General features: G+C 32.9%; 17 protein-coding genes. 2 read left to right on the top strand and 15 right to left on the bottom strand.

The features are described from left to right. Positions 1-10: 10 nt before the first annotated feature. The 15 genes from HMPREF9402_RS03015 to HMPREF9402_RS03085 form a co-directional block, all read right to left on the bottom strand. The gene (locus HMPREF9402_RS03015; protein WP_009606460.1) at positions 11-1,363 is read right to left on the bottom strand and encodes an extracellular solute-binding protein; all 1,353 of its coding nucleotides are present in this window, start codon (positions 1,361-1,363) and stop codon (positions 11-13) included. A gap of 84 nt (positions 1,364-1,447) precedes the next feature. Next, positions 1,448-2,269 (bottom strand): MurR/RpiR family transcriptional regulator, encoded by an 822-nt coding sequence (locus tag HMPREF9402_RS03020; RefSeq protein WP_006785605.1) that lies wholly within the window; start codon positions 2,267-2,269, stop codon positions 1,448-1,450. A 304-nt stretch (positions 2,270-2,573) separates the two neighbouring features. Continuing rightward, entirely contained in the window at positions 2,574-2,960 is a 387-nt protein-coding gene (locus HMPREF9402_RS03025; RefSeq protein WP_006785604.1) for a Fur family transcriptional regulator, read from the bottom strand. A gap of 127 nt (positions 2,961-3,087) precedes the next feature. Next, entirely contained in the window at positions 3,088-3,360 is a 273-nt protein-coding gene (locus HMPREF9402_RS03030; protein WP_006785603.1) for a GIY-YIG nuclease family protein, read from the bottom strand. A gap of 324 nt (positions 3,361-3,684) precedes the next feature. After that, positions 3,685-5,280 (bottom strand): multicopper oxidase family protein, encoded by a 1,596-nt coding sequence (locus HMPREF9402_RS03035; protein ID WP_009606432.1) that lies wholly within the window; start codon positions 5,278-5,280, stop codon positions 3,685-3,687. Positions 5,281-5,969: 689 nt separating this feature from the next. After that, a complete protein-coding gene (locus tag HMPREF9402_RS03040; RefSeq protein WP_009606426.1) occupies positions 5,970-6,323 on the bottom strand; it encodes a hypothetical protein in 354 nt (117 codons plus the stop codon). Between the two features lie 516 nt (positions 6,324-6,839). Further along, entirely contained in the window at positions 6,840-7,103 is a 264-nt protein-coding gene (locus HMPREF9402_RS03045) for a DUF1294 domain-containing protein (RefSeq protein WP_009606476.1), read from the bottom strand. Continuing rightward, a complete protein-coding gene (ybaK, locus tag HMPREF9402_RS03050; RefSeq protein WP_006785599.1) occupies positions 7,097-7,591 on the bottom strand; it encodes a Cys-tRNA(Pro) deacylase in 495 nt (164 codons plus the stop codon). The genes HMPREF9402_RS03045 and ybaK overlap by 7 nt, the downstream gene beginning before the upstream one ends. Before the next feature lie 599 nt (positions 7,592-8,190). Continuing rightward, positions 8,191-8,544, bottom strand: coding sequence for a type II toxin-antitoxin system PemK/MazF family toxin (locus HMPREF9402_RS03055; protein ID WP_009606479.1), 354 nt, complete (start codon positions 8,542-8,544; stop codon positions 8,191-8,193). A 1-nt stretch (position 8,545) separates the two neighbouring features. After that, the gene (locus HMPREF9402_RS03060) at positions 8,546-8,755 is read right to left on the bottom strand and encodes a hypothetical protein (RefSeq protein WP_006785597.1); all 210 of its coding nucleotides are present in this window, start codon (positions 8,753-8,755) and stop codon (positions 8,546-8,548) included. A gap of 133 nt (positions 8,756-8,888) precedes the next feature. Continuing rightward, positions 8,889-9,185 carry a hypothetical protein gene (locus HMPREF9402_RS03065; RefSeq protein ID WP_009606464.1) on the bottom strand — a complete coding sequence of 99 codons (297 nt, stop codon included), beginning with the start codon at positions 9,183-9,185 and terminating at the stop codon, positions 8,889-8,891. Between the two features lie 123 nt (positions 9,186-9,308). Beyond that, on the bottom strand, positions 9,309-9,542 hold the full coding sequence (locus HMPREF9402_RS03070; RefSeq protein ID WP_006785595.1) for a hypothetical protein: 234 nt from the start codon (positions 9,540-9,542) through the stop codon (positions 9,309-9,311). 17 nt (positions 9,543-9,559) lie between these two features. Further along, positions 9,560-10,204, bottom strand: a complete 645-nt coding sequence (locus tag HMPREF9402_RS03075) for a hypothetical protein (protein ID WP_006785594.1) — start codon at positions 10,202-10,204, stop codon at positions 9,560-9,562. Between the two features lie 315 nt (positions 10,205-10,519). After that, positions 10,520-12,238, bottom strand: coding sequence for a glycoside hydrolase family 13 protein (locus tag HMPREF9402_RS03080; protein ID WP_039930733.1), 1,719 nt, complete (start codon positions 12,236-12,238; stop codon positions 10,520-10,522). A 94-nt stretch (positions 12,239-12,332) separates the two neighbouring features. Further along, positions 12,333-12,731, bottom strand: coding sequence for a hypothetical protein (locus HMPREF9402_RS03085; RefSeq protein ID WP_006785592.1), 399 nt, complete (start codon positions 12,729-12,731; stop codon positions 12,333-12,335). A 474-nt stretch (positions 12,732-13,205) separates the two neighbouring features. Here HMPREF9402_RS03085 and HMPREF9402_RS03090 point away from each other — a divergent pair, with 474 nt between their 5' ends. Both HMPREF9402_RS03090 and HMPREF9402_RS03095 read left to right on the top strand, forming a co-directional pair. Then, on the top strand, positions 13,206-14,090 hold the full coding sequence (locus tag HMPREF9402_RS03090) for a hypothetical protein (protein ID WP_006785591.1): 885 nt from the start codon (positions 13,206-13,208) through the stop codon (positions 14,088-14,090). A gap of 116 nt (positions 14,091-14,206) precedes the next feature. Further along, positions 14,207-14,872, top strand: coding sequence for a hypothetical protein (locus tag HMPREF9402_RS03095; protein WP_009606435.1), 666 nt, complete (start codon positions 14,207-14,209; stop codon positions 14,870-14,872). Positions 14,873-14,893 lie beyond the last annotated feature (21 nt).

A 14,893-nucleotide genomic window follows, 5' to 3' on the forward strand; every position in this document is an offset into this window, starting at 1 on the left:
CGTCATTTTTTTATTTTATTGTGGTATTCGCCTGTTCTGCGAAATGATTCAGAGCAGATTGAACATCTCCACCGTTAATTGCGTCTTGAAGAGCTGGGAACCATAAAGTTCTCATTTCATCATATCCACTAATGGTATTGTAGTAAGTCCCGTAATATGACGTCATTAAGGCATTGTACTGTAACTCTGCATCGTCATATAATCCTGTCATTGATTTTCGAGCGGCAAATGTTCCAGTCGCTTTAATATTTTTAACACCCCATTCTTCATCATTAGCCATGAAATCAACAAAACGTTTTGCGGCCTCGATACGTGCACTGTCTCCACTATTAAATACACAAGGACCACCAATTAAGTATTCAAGTGAGGGTTCTCCACTTTCATTTGGATAAGGAACGAATACGACTTCAAAATCCATTTTCTCTTTATTGTTATTTAGTAATCCTGGTGAGAATAAAATGGTGCTTGCTGCACGTCCAGCTACGAATTCGTCAATCGCATCACTTGATGTCATCGCACTACCATTTACTAAATATCCGTTTTTAATCGCATCTACCGTCCACTGTAAGGCTTTAACTCCACCTTCATCATTGATACGGTAAGCTGTTAAATCATCATTTGTAATCCATGAGTTATAAAGATTAGAAATGAAGGCACGAGTTCCTTGATCCCCCGCTGAACTTTTTGCATAGAAAATCGCTGGAATTTTTCCAGCATCTTTTAATGCTGATAATAATGTTTCATACTCTGCAACCGTCCAGGCACGTGTTTCATTATCTAATGGTAACAACTCAAGTAACCCAAGTTCTTCAAGCATCGTTTTATTAAATGCCATCATAAAAGGTGATGTATTAATTGGATACATATAATAATTATCATCTTGACCTTGTACAGCATCTAAAAGCATTGGATCTAAATCATTTTTAAACTCCTCTGTAAACATGTCATTTAATGGGGCTAAAACACCGTTATTTCCCCAAGTAATAATACGACCTGGTGCATCATAGACAACATCTGGTGCAGTATTGGTTTCAATCGCTGTATTAATTTTCGCTGGTCCATCATTAAATGAAATGATTTCTAAATTGACTTTAATGTCTGGATTTTTAGCTTCAAAAGCTGCAATCATTTCTTCTTCGTATTTTCCTACGGTGTCATCAATGGTTGCAAAGTTTGGAAAATTCCAAAACGTAATGGTTGTTACCTCATTTTTAGGTGTTTCGGTCGAGGTTTCTGGTTTTGTACTCTCGGTTGAGGTATTTGATGTATCTGTCGTTGGTTGTTCAAGTTTTGGTGCACAAGCAACGGTTAGCGTCCCAAGCGCTAATAACGTTACCATCGATAAAAATCGTTTCTTTAACATGACTATTCCCCCTATAGGTATCTATTGTTAAACACAACGATAATAAGTTATCGCTGGACTAACCTAATTTAAGTAATCAACCCACTAATTTAATTTATTTGCCACTGCGCCTGCCGTTAAGTTTTTCATTTCTTCTGAGACTTTTGCATTATTTATCATATATCCGATGCACAATAGTTCAATCATAAATAACTGTGACATTTTCGCGGATAACGATCCACCTTCTAACGGATTTTCTTTTCCTGAAGTAAGTAAGACAACATCTGCATATTTAGTAATGGGAGATTTAATATAGCTTGTAATTGCGATAATTTTACAGCCCCTTTCCTTTGCAATTTTGACAGAGTCTAATAAATCGATTGTACTACCTGTTATCGTAATAGCAATGACAACATCTTCTTGGCTTAAGGTTGCACTATTAATGGCCTGAAAATGTGAGTCTGTAATAGCCTCGATATGTTTCCCAACCCTTAAAAATTTGCTACTGGCTTCCCGAGCACTAAGCCCTGAAGATCCAACACCATATACATAAACATTGTTCGTCTGTTCGATGAGAGCACATCCATGTTTAATTTCCAGATCATCCAATAAATGTTTAGTATTCTCTAATGATTTAATCATCATTTCGTAGAGTTTATCAATATATGATAGTTCGTGATTTTCAATGGAATTTAAAGCAGGTTCTTTTGCCATAGCTAACTTAAAATCTTGATACCCTTTGTAACCTATCTTACGACAGAAGCGTAGAATGGTTGCCTCTCCGACCCCGATTAACTCCGCTAATTCCGTAATCGATAGATACATCACAGATTCTCGATGTGAATTGATGTAGTGACATATTTTGATTTCAGATTTTGTAAATCCACTTGAATGTGTTTGCATGATACTGGTTATCTTACTACTCAATTCAATCCCCTCCCCTAATGTTAACGGTTACAAAGTTAGCAATAAAAGAATCAAATGCTAATCTTTTACTCGTCCATTATGATCAACATTTGATTTCCATTTAAACGCGTTTTAATTTGAAATTACGTTTCACAATTACAATATACCTTGAAAAATATCTTCACTCAAGCGTTAGATTTAAATCTATAAAAAGAGCTAAAAAAAATCCATATCTTAGTTGAATTTATCCATTTTTGATATGACTGGTTATCATTTTCTATCCAAAAACAAAAAATTCGTCACGAGTCTGACGAATTTTTTATCCTTAATTAACTTTATGTCCCTTACATTTACTACAAATTCCTTTAAATGACATATCAAATGATTGAACTTGAACATTTTCCTGGTTTTCTACTACCTTTGCCACATCAAATAATTCATCAATAAAAATATCTTGAATATCGCCACACTCTAAACATAAAAAGTGAAAGTGATCTTGTAGCGTTCCATCAAAACGATCCGGATACCCTGCGATACTTACCTTTTGAATCATATTATGCTCAGCTAATTGAGAAAGATTACGATAAACCGTTCCAAGACTTAAATTTGGATTATCTTTTTTTAACATTTCATAAATGGCATCTGCCGTTAAATGCATAGGATTTTCTTTAATACAATTAAAGATCATTTCTCGCTGTTTTGAATACTTCATAATTATCACCTAACTTTGTCATCTATTTTAGATACTTATAACTTATATTTGTGAATTAAACAAATCTATCCAATATTTATAATAGTAATGATTATTAGTTATAGTATAAATAAAAAGATGACGCTTGTCAATATGAATTTATTGACTCCTTTTCCATATACTCTTTGATTAATTCTAATTTTTCTTCACGTTTTAACCTTTTAATTTCACTTTCCCTTTTACACGCCTCAGATCGAGAATTAAAGTTTTCGATATATCTTAGCTCTACTGGACGTCGACTTCGAGTGTATTTTGCGCCTGCTTTTGTATGATTATGTTCATGTAATCTTTTAAAGACATCTTTTGCATACCCCGTATATAAAGTTTGATCAGAACATTCTACAATATAGACATAATGCATAAAAACTCCCCTACCTTTTGAATTACCTTCATTCATTTTACTCAATCCTATATAACTTCACAATAAAAAAATATCCTAATGACATTGAGATCGTCCTATCATAATCTCTTAAGGTTTAAAATTTAAATTGGCTTTATATGCCTAAGTGATGAGTCCCTAATTTCTCATCAATAGTAGTAGAGAAAAAAAATGAGTGAAATCATTTCGGACTTCAGTCGATCATTTGCTTGTTTTCTTATTCTCTTTAAACCATTAGTTTTGAATTTATCTTTTAGTAAATCATCGTTAAATGAATCAATAGGACAAATCATGTGAACCCCTACGTTATACTATAGGATTTTCTCTACTGGGTAAGCTCCCTTCAATAACACGTAAAGGTCTCATCATATCGTGATCTTCATGTTCTAACAAATGACAATGCCAGACGTATTCACCCGTAAATCCAGTAAAATGCATCGCAACACTTGTAATGGTTCCAGAAGGTACTTCAACCGTATCTTTAAATCCTTGTTCATACGAGTGAATTGGAAGTTCTTCTCCTGTTTCAATCGACGTTCTAGATAATATTTGAAATTGAACTAAGTGGATATGAATCGGATGTGTAACTGGTGTTGGATTAATTATATTCCAAACTTCTATTGTGTCACTTTTAACAATCTCAGTCGTTGGTTCATGCCACATTCGATTATTTAAAACAAGTATCAGTCTCCCATCCGGATCAAGCATCAAATTTCCATTTGAATCAGTCTTCGCTCCAAGTCTTAAAGTTCGAGTAGTAACAGCATCTGTTACAGTTAAATGGTCATAAGGATTAAGTCTCGTTGGAATCTCACTAGTATCGGGTTTTGAACGTTTAGAGGAAACTTTAAATTGCATAATAACGGCCGTATTGGAATCTACGTCATCTCCGTTATTTTTTAAAATAATCGTTTTACCTTTATAGTCTGAAAAATCTACAATGGTATCGATTCTTTCAGCAGGGAAAATTTTAAAAGATTTGATTTCATTCGTTTCTTTTATAAATCCTCCATCAGTTCCTATTTGATAAAAAGAGGCATCATTAGAAAAGCTTAAATCATAATTTCTTTCATTAGATGCATTCAGAAATCTCAAACGATATTTACGAGGCTCTACTTCTAAACATGGCCAAATCTTTCCATTAACTACAATAGTATTACCTAAAAATCCAGTAATGGGAGCAGGTGGATCTGGATTAATCAATGGTTCAGGATATAACAATGATCCATCTGGATTAAACGATTTATCTTGGATGATAATTGGAATTTCAAACGCACCTTTCGGTAAATTTAACCTTTCTTCTAATTCATCTCTAATCAGATATAATCCTGCCAAGCCAGCATATACATTTAATCTCGTACTTCCCATGGCATGATCATGATACCACAACATTGTAGAAGGTTGATGATTGGTATATTGATATACCCTCTTAGTGAAGTGTGGTCCTCTAAGCGCATAATCTTGAGTAAACCAGGCTTCCGGATGGCCATCACTTTCAGGCTCTACATGAGCACCATGAACATGAACAACTGTTTTAACTTCAGGTGTATCTATGGTCCCATGAAGCATGTAATCATAGGGAAGGATATGTTTTTCAGGCAATTTATTTTCCCAGCGTATATAAGTTATTCTATCTTTAAATGCCTCGATGGTTGGACCCGGATATTTTCCATTATATCCCCAAACTTTCGTTTTAGGAAAATAGGAATGGAAGGTATGAAACGCTTCCTTCATAGTGATACGGTATGCATCATATGTTTCAGTACAAATTTCACGTGCTGCTTTTTTGGGAATAGGGAGTCGATCAATATATTTTGGGATACTATCAGGATTTGAGGGATCAATATAAGGTGGTTTACATTTTAAATTCGTTGACCGTTTATCGATGTGATTTTCGTTCACGTTTAAGCACTTCCTCTTATGGAATCTCGTATAATATAAAATATGAATTTCTCTTCATTTTGCGTTAGTGTGATCTCCTTATTTCAAAAAAACAATGCATCTAAAAAAATAAATTCATCCCATTCTCCTTCAAAAATAAACCTCATTTCTACTCTCTCTAAATAGAGACCTTTTTACCAAGCAGTTGAGAGAGAATAGTTTTTACAAGCAAAACAATAGGGAACCTGCATGTTTAGAATGAGTCACAGTTATAAAACTTTTAGTCAGACGGTATCTTATCATTCAGGGGTTAACCCATTAAAAAGAGAATAAAAACTTGTGAGGCTCCCTGCTCTGATCTAGAGAAAATAAAACTTTGCCACCATAAAAAAGCTATCAGAACTCATTTCCTGCGTTCTGATTCTTATTAAATGAGAATGAAAAACAGATGATTAATCTAAAACTTTCACTGAGTAGATTAAAAGATCTCTGCTTTATAAGAATGCTGATCTACAATTAAAATTAAAAATTTATCCATACTAACTAATCGTATCAATGATTTTTTATCATCTATACTTATTTAAAATACAGTAAAAAAAGAACCCCATCATAACAGTCTTCAAATCAATCTGTTTTTAATGACGTTCTTCTGTAAAAATTTTTAAAGGTATGACACATAGAAAACTAAAGTTTAATTTTAAAAAAATCCCTCATAATAATCGATTCAAATCAATAATATACTCGATTAAAGATTCATTCATTGGTACTACATCATCAATCTTTAATCGGTAATCCTCATACTCCTCTACAGGACCCTTCACATTTCCAATTAAAAAGTGGTATTCATCTTTTGGGGAATTCAAAATATACAGCAATTGAATATAAGTTCCATGATGATTCCATCCTTTGGCAAGCACACCATACTCTAACTGCCGCCCCTTATAAATTATGGTTCCTACTTCAACCGATTTAATTTGCGAGAGATGTTCCCAATAATCAATCAACAATTTAACACGAACATATCCATAACGCTGATTTTTTATTTGATTTAACTCTTTTAACATACCTCTCTCTCCTTATCCTCTCATTTATTAAATCATATGTTTAAACTCCTCTTTTCATGATGAAACAAAGAAAAAAGTCGACTTTACAACTCAAAACAAAATCGATGTAATCTTTAATGAAGTCAGTTCATCATCAAATTTAAGAAAAAAAGAAATAAACAGATTTATTTCTTTTTTCTTAAATCCACCCATTATTAAACTATAGCTTAAAAAAAGACTAGGTAAAAAAGCCCTAGTCTGCTACTTATTTCTTCCTAAAATCATTGATGGGATCATTCTCTATCAAATGCTTGACACTTGCTTGATGAAACACATCCAACTGCTGACTACACAGACAGCCTTATCGGGTCTCTAACAAGAGTTCGACACACGTTTCATCTCATAGGTTTCTTTAGAGACACATTGAAAGACCACGCCTTCTAAAAAAAATACAGTACTTATATTTAATGATGTATGAAATGAATTATGTCCTTCTACTTTTTAAAAAATGAAAGTAAATTTTCATCAAAAACTTTTTTAAAACCACCCTTTCGTATACAGTACAAACAAGATGACACTTTCAATGATCATTAATAGTGGAATAAATACTCTGAAATTTACATGTTTGGTCTTATGGTGAAATTGATTCATGCCTAACCACATTCCATAAGCCCCAAAGCAAGCGGCACTCAAGAATAAAGTTTTCTCGCTGATTCGCCACTCTCCTTTGATTGCTTTTTGTTTATCGACATACATTAATGTAAAGCTGATGAGATTAAGAATAATTAATAAAATTAACACATGATGTCTCCCTTCTCTATCGTGACCTTTTCAAAACGAAGCGTAATCACTTTTTCTAAGTCTTTTGGATTTAATTTCATTTGTAATCCAATTTTCCCACCACTCACAATAAAATAGTCTAACTGTTGTGCAGTGACATCAATCACAGTCGGGTAAACTTTTTTCATCCCTACCGGTGAACATCCCCCTCGAATATAGCCCGTTAATCCGTTAATTTCACTGACTGCTATCATCTCAAGTTTTTTTTCCGCCACAACTTTTGCCGCTTTTTTTAAATCCAGTTCAGTGGCTACAGGAATCACAAAAACATAAATATTTTTACTATTCCCTCTCGTCACCAACGTTTTATAAACAACTTCTACTGGATAGTTAATTTTAGTCGCTACCGTTATTCCATCGAGTTGATCATCGACCTCATAAGTTAACAATTCATACGAAATCTTTTTTTGATCAAGTAAACGGATTGCATTTGTTTTCACTTTTGACACGTTACTCAACTCCTATTTCTTAAAATAACTTTATTATACCTGAAAATCGAAGAAGTGCATGAGATTTCTCTGTGATTAAATTAATTTTATGATTATTTTAATCCGTCTAAATAGAAATCATCATAGGTTTGCCTAGAAGTTGACAATTGCTTTGAACGCAAAACATCAGAACATCTACAGTCCTTGAATCAGTCTCAATTCATAAAACTTTTTAGGATGAATCCTCTAAAGGAAGCATCTCACCAAAGGGGGAGTAAAATCGTCCGAATACTCCCCTACTCTTAAAAAAGTCACCATCTCTAGTAGGGAAAAGTCAAAGTTTTCAATTATGCAAACTTGATTTGAACCCCTAGATACAAAAAGTAGAAGGCTTTCACCCTCTACTTTTCCTCATTCTTCCCTATGTTATCTAATCTTTTTCACATCAAAACACTCTGCAAAGCGCATCATTAACTCATCCATGTCAATTTCTTTTTCATCAATTTTGAGATGACCTTCTACATAAAAGAGCGTATTTTTATAAACTCTTTTTGGATCATTAACCGTAATGTAACAATCATTTCCTAAATAATAAAATTGATCTAAATCATTACGTTCAATTAATCGTTTAAAGATAGGTTTTTTTTATGATCTTCAGAGAGTGTCGCAATGGGTAATATGACAACAAATGGGTATTTTTCATTATGATTGTACTGATCTTTTTGAATCACAATACATGGTCTTAACTTGATTCCTGTTACAATTTCAAGGCTTTCTGATCGTCGTTTCCCTGTTTGGGGTTCAGATTTCCCTTGAAAGCCATCCTCTTTCTCGATAATTCGATACATTTTTGAATGTTGTTCATCTTTTTCGATGAATCTAAATGGTCTTCCTTGTGTATAAGGCAATGCAACATAAAAGATTTTTCCTCTTGAAATATCTTTACTATTGACTAACCGTGGAAGTTCACTCATTTTACTCTTCTTTCTTTACAGCATCTTCGAATTCTTTAACACCGGAACGATTTTCTTCTAAATCAATGATGTCATAAAGATTTTCTTCAAAGAAAGCCGCAACATCAAACTGTTGAAGAGGCGTTTTTTTTGTATTTCTGACACTAGAGGATGTTTTTGTTTCTTTTTGAAGCATGCCTTTATTCCAACCATCTTTACCTCGATTAAGCATTTTCCCTCACCTCGAATTAGAGATATCAAATCACAAGTTCTTATCCTACTTTAACTTTTACTACAATCTCTGCTCTACTGTATCTTATTCACAAATGATGGAAACATATATGCTTTCGCCTAAAGTTTAAAGACTAAAAGCTATCATCCTTTTCTTGATCCTCATTTTTAAGTTCTTTTGAAGTATCCTCTATTTGATTTAGCATTTCATGTTCTTTTTTATCATCTCCAAACCATTTATTAGTCGTGGTTGGATTATTGATAATCCCGAAGACTAATAGGAGCAATAAAATAATGTTGACAATCAAATCATAATGAGGGAATATCGGAATCTCGAATGTTTGTAAAACAAGAACAACTAATGAAAAGATAGAAATCCAAAAACCGTAATTATGAATTCTTAACTTTAAAAACTCTAACCATTGCTTCATTATGGACGATACGACCTTTCTTTTGGGCCTCGGATTTTTTAATCCTACTATAAATTATGAAATTCAAAAAAACGAGCACGTTGTTTTGTCCTTGTCGTATAAAAACACCTCAATCCCATCCAGTCATTGAGGTCTTTTTATAATCAGCCACCCACTAATTAAACATAAAATGAATGTTAAACTTGCCAACAGTTGGCGCAAGAGCATCGAATCGAGTTGCTGTAAAAATAACTTACAACCTATCACCAAAACACCCGTGATTAAAATCATTGTTGTTTTGAGTGACTTAGTTTGAATTACTTTCATTAATAAATACAATAAGATGAATCCAAATAAAAGGAGTTGTAGCCAATCCATTCTCTTCCTTCTCTTTCTTATTCAGACAATAATTGATTAATGACATCCACCGCCATTTCCTTATTGAGTGAATTATTAATTAAAGCCAATACTTTTCCATTCGTGTCATAATTAATACGATTTAAAAGTTGGCTTCCAGCCATTTTAATACCATAAACTAAATCAGTTTGTTCATCTTTGATTAGTTGTGTTTCCTCAACTAAATTCCAATCAATCCCTGATATTTCATTTAAAGCTTCAAACATCTTCTCCTCTGCATAAAAGCCAAAATCACTCTCCCCCATAATGACTAAATCTAATTCTTGAGCTGCGATTTGTGAGATCATCTTTTGTTGATATAAATCGGTCATCTCATCAAATGATGTCTCCACTTCATTCAACCCATAAAATTGAACCAATACTTTTTCTTTCTTTGTTGCTTCTGGCGCCACTAATTGTGTTAAATCTTGTTGAATTTCTTCGATTTGCACGCCCGACTCTGCTTCTCCAAACAAAGTCAGTGAAAAAATAATTTTATCTTTTGTCATGACATCGTAAATTAAACTTCCGACTAATACCACTGCAAATAACCCCATCATCATGTGGCTTTTATAGTAATACCAAATATAATCTTTTTTTTCTTTTCGCGTCATTGTTTTTAAGTCTACTTTTTTTTCAGCCATTTTCCATTTCCCCTTTTTACCAAACCTCTCTATTATTCTAACAAAAATTCGCTTAAATTTCGAGTTAATTGAAAGTGTTTTCGTTTTTTATACAATTATCACATATTTAAAAAAATAAATACACAGTCCTCTAAGTCCCGTTTTCTATCGTATTCCCTGCCAATGATTGGCTGATCACTTCTCAACTTTTTGATTCAGTAAGATTGAATAGTAATGAGAGCTTTAATCTTGTTTGATGCGTGATTAGGATATCTTATGCATTGAAAAAAGCTACTTACTTGATCTTAAGAAAAGATAAAGTAAGTAGCACTTTGATTACTCTAATTCAAACACAATTGATTCAAAGGGTCTTAACATTAAGCAATCTAATGAAAGAGATGAATCTTCATAGTTAGATAAGATGATTTGTTTTGCCCTTAATTGCTTTAAACAAGCGATTGCTGGTTTTGCAAAAAAATTTGAGACAATTAATAATTTTTGATGATCTAGTGTTCGTGTATAGGCATAAACATTTGGATGATTTTCACTTAAAAGTTCATAATCTCCATAAACAATGACATCTTTATACTCACTATGTCGGCGCAAATGAATCAATTTTTTATAGTGATTAAAAATAGAATCCTCATCGTTTAATTGTGCCTCAACATTTATTGTAGCATAATTTGAGTTGACTTTAATCCAAGGTTCTCCACTTGTAAACCCAGCATTTTCGCTTGAATTCCATTGCATTGGTGTTCTAGCATTATCGCGTGAAGTAACCCCAATATATCGACGAATGAGATCTTCTGGATAACCGTCTTGCAACAAACGGTTAATTTTTTCAATCGTTGAGACATCACGATAGTCTTCAAAGTTAGTATAGTTGGCATTAGTCATCCCAATTTCTTCACCATTGTATAAAAATGGTGTTCCCCACATCATCAATAAAGAGGTCGCTAACATTTTACCTGATTCTTTATGATAATGAGTCGGATCTCCATATTGTGACATGACACGTGGATGATCATGGTTTAGCCAATATAATGGATTCCATGCTTTTGAATAAAGACCGGTTTGCCATTTTTTAAAGACTTTTTTCAATTCAACTAAGTCCGTATTCCCATTCCACTTTTCATCTAAAGAATCAAACCCACTATTCAACCAACAATGATCAAACGTGAATACCATGTTTAATTCATTTGAATCTTCACCTGCATATTTTAACGCTTCTAGGACATCGGCCCCTCCGCCAACTTCTCCTACCGTAAAAATATCATATTTAGATAAGACCTCACGGTTTAATTCTTTTAAATAATCATGAACTTTTGGAAGATTTGAAAATTTAGACCAATCTTCAACATACTTTCCATTTCCTTTAAGGGTTGAATCAGTAAACGTAAAATCGCGGTCAATGTGGGCAACAGCATCGACACGGAATCCGTCAATCCCAAGATCTAACCACCATTTCACCATTTCAAACAGTTTTTTTCGCATATTTTCATTCGCCCAATTTAAATCCGGCATTTTCTTAGAGAAAATATGCATAAAATATTCGCCTGTTTGTTCATCTTTTTCCCAACATGATGGAGTGAAAAATGAAGCCCAATTTGTCGGCTCAATCTCTTCTCCCGCTTCATTTATCTTTCCTTTTTGCCAAATATAATAATCGCGATAAGGATTATCTGTTGATTGTCTTGCTTCAATAAACCAAGGGTGCTCATCACTTGTATGGTTAAGCACTAAGTCCATCACGATTTTTATCTCACGTTTTTTAGCTTCAGACAATAATGTTTTAAAATCTTCCATTGTTCCAAATTCTTTTGCAATATCATAGTAATCTGAAACATCATATCCATTATCATCCATTGGTGATTTATAAATTGGACAAAGCCAAAGTAAATTAACTCCAAGTTCATTTAAATAATCTAACTTACTTGTGATTCCATTAATATCTCCAATTCCGTCCCCATTTGAATCACAAAAACTTTTTGGGTAGATTTGATATCCAACGGCTTCCTTCCACCATTTACGATCTAATTTTGTCACAAACGTCATTCCCCTCTTAATTGAATCGTTTCTACGTTGCTATTTTACCATATAATTACTTTTTAATAAGCAATTGCTTATCTGTAAACGATTACAGTTTTCATCATTTTCTTGTCAATTTAGGCAGTAAATATCGTTTAACTTTCACTTTTGGTGTCGCCATCACGATTCCTTTTTCATTGATACAAACACGTAATTGTTTTTCTCCTGTATAAATTCCAATTCCAATCATTAACAGATTTAATAGAGTTGCAAAACCATAATTTAAGACATTCATAAAAAAGAAGATGACATTTAATAAAATCATGATGGTGGTGACTGATTTAATTGCTTGTGCCATTATTTGATTTCCAACTTCCCACCCTTGTCTGCTCTTTTTAATCCGCTTGTTTGGATACCCCTTCGATGTATTTGGATAATTAGAATGATGTTTCTCACAATAATGTGCGTAGATAAACCCACAAACCGGTAACAACTCTAAGACAAGATAATAATTTCTCATGACAATCCCCCTTATGATAACGTTTTATACACCTATCATATCATGATATATTATTATATTTGTCAAAAAATGCAATCCATTTGAATTTCAATTCTTTTAGTAAATCCCCCCCCACCTACCTTTACTTATAGCTCTTTATTTTTAGTTAACACATATAATAAGGATACTTTTTATTAATTCATAAAATCTACCTCTGATGAGTCAGATTTTTTCGTACTCACTTTATGACTGATTTACGTTTTACATGATATTTCTAAATTATTAACAAAGAAAAACGATTATAATACAATAAATACCATATTTATTTAATAATTTTTAGTTTTTTTACTATAAAATGGATATAATATTCATAAAAAAAATAATTTCGACTCACATTGTTCAAAAAAAACACAAAAAAAAGACTTGTGTAATTTTTTATATATTGCTAGAATATACCTTGTATTTCAGAAACATAACCTATAGGGGGTAAAAGACATGTTAAAAGGTAAACTTTTAATCGCATTAGCATCAGCAGTATTATTCTTAGGAGCTTGTTCAAATGAAGCACCAGTACAAACAATTCCAGAAACTCCAGCAGTTGAAGAAACAACAACTGAAACTCCAGCAGTTGAAGAAACAACTGAAGAGGCAGAAGTAGAAGCTCAAAAAGTTGAGACGTATACGTTAGAAGCTTTATACGATACAACTGGAGAAAAAACTGATGTTGTAACAGTATCAATGACTTATGAAAATGGACAACCAACTTCAGTAAACATCGATGTTATTTTAGAAGATGGAACATTAAAAAGCGAATTAGCTGCTTCTGGTGAATATGTAATGAGCCAAGAAGAAGGAGCTTTACAATGGCATGAGCAAATCGATGCTGTAGAAGCATTCTTAGCTGAAAATAACTTTGATGTAACTGCAATCAACTTAACTGATGAAGATGGACACACTGATTCTATTACAGGTGTATCATTCAAAGCTGGTCGTTACTTAGAATTAGTTCAAGAATTAATGACGAGCATTGAAAACAATGAATTTACAGGTGTAAAAACTGTTGAATTCAAAGGTGAAGAAGGATCAGATGTAGTAGCAGTAACTTTCGAAAACGGAAATCCTGTTGACTTAACTGTTGATGTAATCCAAGCAGATGGATCTTCTAAACGTGAAGCTTCTGAAGCTGGAACTTATGTAATGGGTGGAGAATTACAATTCCATGAGCAAATGGATTTATTACAAGAATTCATCGTTGCTAATAACTTCGATTTATCAAAAGTAACATTATCTGATGAAGATGGACACACTGATGCTGTAACTGGAGTATCAATCAAAGTTGGTTCTTACCTTCCAGAAATCGAAGAAGCATTAGCAAAATAATGATATAAAAAAAGGAGCTGAGATTACTCACTCCTTTTTTCTTTTGAAATTTAGTAGTATTCTTTGCAATCTTTTGTTATAATTCAAAAAGACTAACTAGAATAAGGTGAAAAATTATGTTTCAAGATTACAAGACAGTTCCTAATCAATTCAATATTGAAAATGAAGTTATCAAAATGACTATTCTAAATAAAAAAGGAAAGGAATTAACTGCCCTATTTGATTTAGAAGATTTAGACAAAGTTAAACACTTTGGAAACTGGTTTGCGGAGTGGAATAAAGATTTCAATCAATATTTGTCTCAAGCTGTAACAGAAGAAATGGTCAAAGGAAAATTAAAGTATAAAAAATATTCGTTACAATCTGTTATTTTAGGAACAAGCCCAAATGCTCCTATTCGTCATTTAAATGGTGATGTCTTAGATAACCGTAAAACGAATTTAGAAATTTACAACCGATTTCAACCTAATGAATACGAAATATTAGAAAATGATGTAATCGCGGTGTTTTTAAAAGATCGTTATGGAAATGTAGAAGCTAAAGCTTTAATTTCGGCCGAAGACTTTGATCGTGTGATTACATCTGATTATACGTGGATTTGTCAAAAGCGTTCAAATGGTCAACCCTATGCCATTGCTCATACGCCAGCAGGACGAATCTATTTAGACTCATTCTTAACAGATTGTCAAAAAGGATATCGTGTCGCTCACTTAAATAAAAATCCACTGGATAATCGACGTCAAAATTTAAACGTCTATCTATTCGACCCATCAACTAACTAAAAAAGGTGAAGGAGATTATCT

This window comes from Turicibacter sp. HGF1, assembly GCF_000191865.1.
GTDB classification, from domain to species: Bacteria; Bacillota_I; Bacilli_A; order MOL361; family Turicibacteraceae; genus Turicibacter; species Turicibacter sanguinis.

What these genes read in the sequence shown, in the direction of transcription:
- HMPREF9402_RS03085 (WP_006785592.1), bottom strand. Translation starts at nt 12,731, where the DNA reads ATGAGAAATTATTATCTTGTCTTAGAGTTGTTACCGGTTTGTGGGTTT.
- HMPREF9402_RS03080 (WP_039930733.1), bottom strand. Translation starts at nt 12,238, where the DNA reads ATGACGTTTGTGACAAAATTAGATCGTAAATGGTGGAAGGAAGCCGTT.
- HMPREF9402_RS03030 (WP_006785603.1), bottom strand. Translation starts at nt 3,360, where the DNA reads ATGCATTATGTCTATATTGTAGAATGTTCTGATCAAACTTTATATACG.
- HMPREF9402_RS03095 (WP_009606435.1), top strand. Translation starts at nt 14,207, where the DNA reads ATGTTTCAAGATTACAAGACAGTTCCTAATCAATTCAATATTGAAAAT.
- HMPREF9402_RS03040 (WP_009606426.1), bottom strand. Translation starts at nt 6,323, where the DNA reads ATGTTAAAAGAGTTAAATCAAATAAAAAATCAGCGTTATGGATATGTT.
- HMPREF9402_RS03055 (WP_009606479.1), bottom strand. Translation starts at nt 8,544, where the DNA reads ATGAGTGAACTTCCACGGTTAGTCAATAGTAAAGATATTTCAAGAGGA.
- HMPREF9402_RS03070 (WP_006785595.1), bottom strand. Translation starts at nt 9,542, where the DNA reads ATGGATTGGCTACAACTCCTTTTATTTGGATTCATCTTATTGTATTTA.
- HMPREF9402_RS03025 (WP_006785604.1), bottom strand. Translation starts at nt 2,960, where the DNA reads ATGAAGTATTCAAAACAGCGAGAAATGATCTTTAATTGTATTAAAGAA.
- HMPREF9402_RS03060 (WP_006785597.1), bottom strand. Translation starts at nt 8,755, where the DNA reads ATGCTTAATCGAGGTAAAGATGGTTGGAATAAAGGCATGCTTCAAAAA.
- HMPREF9402_RS03065 (WP_009606464.1), bottom strand. Translation starts at nt 9,185, where the DNA reads ATGAAGCAATGGTTAGAGTTTTTAAAGTTAAGAATTCATAATTACGGT.
- HMPREF9402_RS03015 (WP_009606460.1), bottom strand. Translation starts at nt 1,363, where the DNA reads ATGTTAAAGAAACGATTTTTATCGATGGTAACGTTATTAGCGCTTGGG.
- HMPREF9402_RS03075 (WP_006785594.1), bottom strand. Translation starts at nt 10,204, where the DNA reads ATGGCTGAAAAAAAAGTAGACTTAAAAACAATGACGCGAAAAGAAAAA.
- HMPREF9402_RS03090 (WP_006785591.1), top strand. Translation starts at nt 13,206, where the DNA reads ATGTTAAAAGGTAAACTTTTAATCGCATTAGCATCAGCAGTATTATTC.